This window comes from Brevundimonas sp. (assembly GCF_023259385.1).
GTDB lineage: Bacteria > Pseudomonadota > Alphaproteobacteria > Caulobacterales > Caulobacteraceae > Brevundimonas.
Window position 1 is genome coordinate 1 of record NZ_JAHFPF010000295.1, and the last position, 4,075, is coordinate 4,075.

Annotated in this window: 7 protein-coding genes; 5 read left to right on the forward strand and 2 right to left on the reverse strand. The window is 68.7% G+C overall.

Annotation, left to right across the window (positions count from 1 at the left end; translation table 11 throughout):
• Positions 1-738 (forward strand): methionine adenosyltransferase domain-containing protein (locus Q0C81_RS16990; protein ID WP_291840767.1); only part of this gene is annotated, 738 nt, incomplete at its 5' end.
• Positions 739-840: 102 nt separating this feature from the next.
• Positions 841-1,548: a tRNA (guanosine(46)-N7)-methyltransferase TrmB gene (gene trmB / locus Q0C81_RS16995; RefSeq protein ID WP_291840770.1), complete on the forward strand. Its 708-nt coding sequence runs from the start codon at positions 841-843 to the stop codon at positions 1,546-1,548.
• Here the strand turns inward: trmB and Q0C81_RS17000 are convergent.
• Positions 1,535-2,053, reverse strand: coding sequence for a biotin transporter BioY (locus tag Q0C81_RS17000; RefSeq protein ID WP_291840773.1), 519 nt, complete (start codon positions 2,051-2,053; stop codon positions 1,535-1,537). The genes trmB and Q0C81_RS17000 overlap by 14 nt on opposite strands.
• A 100-nt stretch (positions 2,054-2,153) precedes the next feature.
• Between Q0C81_RS17000 and Q0C81_RS17005 the strand changes: the two genes are divergently transcribed.
• Entirely contained in the window at positions 2,154-2,666 is a 513-nt protein-coding gene (locus Q0C81_RS17005) for a DUF1993 family protein (RefSeq protein ID WP_291840775.1), read from the forward strand.
• A gap of 1 nt (position 2,667) precedes the next feature.
• On the opposite strand, the gene Q0C81_RS17010 is transcribed toward Q0C81_RS17005, so the two are convergent.
• Positions 2,668-3,171 (reverse strand): hypothetical protein, encoded by a 504-nt coding sequence (locus tag Q0C81_RS17010; RefSeq protein ID WP_291840777.1) that lies wholly within the window; start codon positions 3,169-3,171, stop codon positions 2,668-2,670.
• A gap of 170 nt (positions 3,172-3,341) precedes the next feature.
• On the opposite strand from Q0C81_RS17010, the gene rimP reads away from it, so the two are divergent.
• Positions 3,342-3,887 carry a ribosome maturation factor RimP gene (rimP, locus tag Q0C81_RS17015; RefSeq protein ID WP_291840779.1) on the forward strand — a complete coding sequence of 182 codons (546 nt, stop codon included), beginning with the start codon at positions 3,342-3,344 and terminating at the stop codon, positions 3,885-3,887.
• 3 nt (positions 3,888-3,890) lie between these two features.
• A partial coding sequence (locus Q0C81_RS17020) for a NusA N-terminal domain-containing protein (protein WP_291840781.1) occupies positions 3,891-4,075 on the forward strand: 185 nt, incomplete at its 3' end.

The following is a 4,075-nucleotide window of genomic DNA, read 5'->3' on the forward strand; positions in this document are numbered from 1 at the left end:
TACAGCCACAACATCCTGAAACGCCTGGCTGACGTCCGCCACGCGGGCGGCTCGCAACTGGAGCCCGACGCCAAGAGCCAGGTGACGATCGAATACGAGGATGGCAAACCCAAGCGCGCCGCCTCCATCGTCCTGTCGACCCAGCATGCCAAGGGGCTGAGTTCGGAACAGGTCGCCGAGATCGTCAAACCCTATATCCTGGAAGTCCTGCCCGAGGGCTTCACCGACGAGAACACCGTCTGGCACATCAACCCGACCGGCATCTTCGAGATCGGCGGGCCGGACGGCGACGCCGGCGTGACCGGCCGCAAGATCATCGTCGACACCTACGGCGGCGCGGCCCCGCACGGCGGCGGCGCCTTCTCGGGCAAGGACCCGACCAAGGTCGACCGCTCGGCCGCCTACGCCTGCCGCTACCTGGCCAAGAACGTGGTCGCCGCCGGCCTGGCCGAGCGCTGCACGATCCAGATCAGCTACGCCATCGGCGTGGCGGAGCCCCAGTCGATCCACGTCGACCTGCACCGCACCGGCAAGATCGACGAGAGCGTGCTGGAGGAGAAGCTTCTGGGCTTCATCGGCGGCGGCACCCCGCGCGGCATCCGCGAGCATCTGGGCCTGAACAAGCCGATCTACGCCCGCACCGCCGCCTACGGACACTTCGGCCGTCAACCGGACGCCGACGGCGGCTTCTCGTGGGAGAAGACGGATCTGGTCGAGAAGCTGAAGGCGCTGGTCTGATCGCAGACAGAGTCGAGGGCTGAGGGTCGAGGGTCGGGGCGGGCCGCGACATCGGCCCCTCGACCCTCGCCCCTCGACCCTCAGCGAGCTATACGCCCCGCCATGTCTTCCGATCCCGACACTCCGATCACCCCGACCTGGGGGCCGCTGCGCTCGTTCGGGCGCATCAAGTCGCGCACGGTCAAGCCGCGCCAGGCGGCGCTGTTCGACACCCTGCTGCCGACCATCGCCGTGCCCGACCCGGAGGCGGGACCGATCGATCCGCAGGCGCTGATGCCCGGCGCCAAGGAAGTCTGGCTGGAGATCGGCTTCGGCGGCGGCGAGCATCTGGCGGCCCAGGCGGCGCGCCATCCGGACGCCCTGATGATCGGCTGCGAGCCCTTCCTGAACGGCGTCGGTTCGGCCCTGCGCCATATCGAGGACGGCGCTCTGAAGAATGTGCGCCTGCACGCCGATGACGCGCGCGACGTGATGAAGGCCCTGCCCGACGCCTCGCTGGACCGGGTGATGATCCTGTTCCCCGACCCCTGGCACAAGGCGCGCCACAACAAGCGCCGCCTGATCCAGGACGAGAGCGCCGCCGAGATCGCCCGCCTGCTGAAGCCCGGCGGCCGCCTGCGGTTCGTGACCGACTGGAAAGACTACGCCGAATGGGCGCTGGAGCGCCTGGAGCGGACCCCGGGCCTGCAGTGGACCGCCGACCGCGCCGACGACTGGCGCGTGGCCCCGCAGGACCACGTGGTCACCCGCTACGAGGAGAAGAAGCTGGGCGACACCCCGCCCATCTTCCTGGAGTTTATCCGGGTCTGAACGCCGTCAGGCGGCGCAGGGCCGCCGCGCACGCCGCGACCAGCCCCGACTTGACCAACGCCCCGATCAGGAAGGGCGTGAAGCCGGCCGCGATCGCCGCCACGCCCATGGCCGTCGCCAGCCACGCCGTGCCGACGGCGAGGATCAGAAGATGGGCGGCCAGCAGCAGGCCGACCCTGGCCGCCACGCCGCGCGCCCGCTGGTAGAGCGCGCCGGCCAGGGCCGCCGCCACGGGGAAGGCGAACAGATAGCCGGCGGTCGGCCCGGTGAAATGCTCCAGGCCGGAAGCGCCGTCCGACAGCACCGGCAGGCCCGCGGCCCCCAGCGCCAGATACAGCAGGACGGCGACGCCCCCTCGCCAGGGCCCCAGGGCGGCGCCGGCCAGCAGCACCGCGAAGGTCTGCATCGTCATGGGGACAGGAACCATGGGGACATTGATCCGCGCGCAGACGGCCGCCAGCCCGGCGAAGACGACGATCAGGGCGGCGGAGGTCAGGACGCGCATCCCCTCCCCGAACCATGCGCTCCCGGACCGCGCAAGTCGCCTCTGGCTTTCGCCAGGGAAGCGGCGCAGGAAACCGGAAAATCACACCGGAGGCCGCGCCATGACTTTCACCCTCAAGGATGCGTCCGCGCCGATCTTCGTGCGCGGCCTGACCAACCTGTCCCATCTGATCGACAAGGCCGTCGAGGCCGGTCTGGACGAGGCCGAGCTGATGGAGGCGCGCCTCGCACCGGACATGAGGCCGTTCGCCGACCAGATCCGCATGGCCAGCTTCTCGGGCCGCAGCTGCGTCGCGCGCCTGACCGGCCAGCCCTGGCCCAAAACAGACGACAACGAAGCCTCGCTGGCCGAGCTGAAGACGACCATCGCCCTGTCGATCGCCTTCATCGAAGGCGTCGATGCGGCGGCGTTCGAGGGCGGCGAGACCCGTCGCGTCGAACTGCGCTTCCCGGGCGTCGAGCTGGATTTCGACGGCGTCGGCTATCTGACCAGCTTCGCCATCCCGAACTTCTTCTTCCACGTGACCACGGCCTACGCGATCCTGCGCAACCGCGGCGTGGCCCTGGGCAAGCGCGACTTCCTGGGTCAGCTGGACCTGCTTCAGGCCGCCTGAGTCAGGTCGGCGAGGAGGCTTTCGGGCGGTCCGCGAAGGCCTTGATGAAGGCGTACTGTTCATCGGTTTCGGGCACGGGGCGTCCCCTCGCCCGGCCGACGCGCAGGATCGCCTCGTCGATGTTCATTCCGCCCGCGACCAGCGCGCATATGGCCAGCGACGGCGCGCGACCCAGGCCCGCCCGGCAGTGGATTACGATCGCCTGTCCCGCCCGCAGGCGGTTGCTGATGGCCCGCGCGACCCGGGCGTAGGCCTCGACATCGCCGGGCAGGCCGTGGTCGACGATGGGGAAGTTGTAGAAGCCGACGCCGTGACGCTCGGCCGCCGCGCCCTCTTCGGCCAGGCCGAACTCGGCGGCCTCGGCGGGCTCCAGCATGCTGACCACATGGTCGACCATGCCGCGGTGCAGATGCTCCATCTGAGCGTCGAGAGCGTCGCCGCCCTCAGGCTTGCGTGACACGCCGAGACGCCCGGGCGTGTCGAGACCGATCCAGTAGACTTTCATCGAGAGTGTTTCTGGCGGCAGCCCCCCCGGAACGCAATCCGGATTATCGGGGCTGACAAAGCCGTTCCGCGGGTCTATACGCCGCTCCACATCGTTAGACCGGCTCCTAACGGCGCCGTTAAAGCGGCGGCCCGGACGGCCAGCCGCTTTTATTTTGCCCGGGACCCGACTTGAAGGCCAAGACCGCAGAAGACCGCCAGCTCCTGGAGCTGATCGAACCCATCGCCGAGAGCCTGGGTCTTGAGGTCGTGCGCGTGCGGCTGATGGGCGGGACCCTGCGCCGTCGCCTGCAGATCATGGCCGAGCGCGGCTCGGACCACGACATCGCCGTCGAGGAATGCGCCCGCCTGAGCCGCGCGGTGTCGGAGGTGTTCGACGCCGCCGACCCGATCGCCGGCGAATATCTGCTGGAAGTCTCGTCGCCGGGCATCGATCGCCCGCTGACCCGCCTGAGCGACTTCGACCTGTTCGAAGGCTATGAGGCGCGTCTGGAGACGGACCGGATGGTCGAAGGCCGCAAGCGCTTCAAGGGCGTGCTGGCCGGGACCGAAGACACCAATATCGCCATCGATCTGGAAGGGGAGGAAGACACCGCCCTGATCCCGTTCGAATGGCTGGTCGACGCCAAGCTGGTGCTGACCGATGAACTGATGAAGGCGGGGGCCGAAAAACGCGCCGCCCGCAATGAAGACAACCAGACTGAGGCTGAGGACTAAGACATGGCCGTTGGCGTTTCCGCGAACCGTCTCGAACTGCTGCAGATCGCCGATGCGGTCGCGCGCGAGAAGAACATCGACAAGGAGATCGTCATCGAGGCGATCGAGGAAGCGATCCAGAAGGGCGCCAAGTCGCGCTATGGCGCGCACCACGACATCCGCGCCAAGATCGACCACAAGACCGGCGA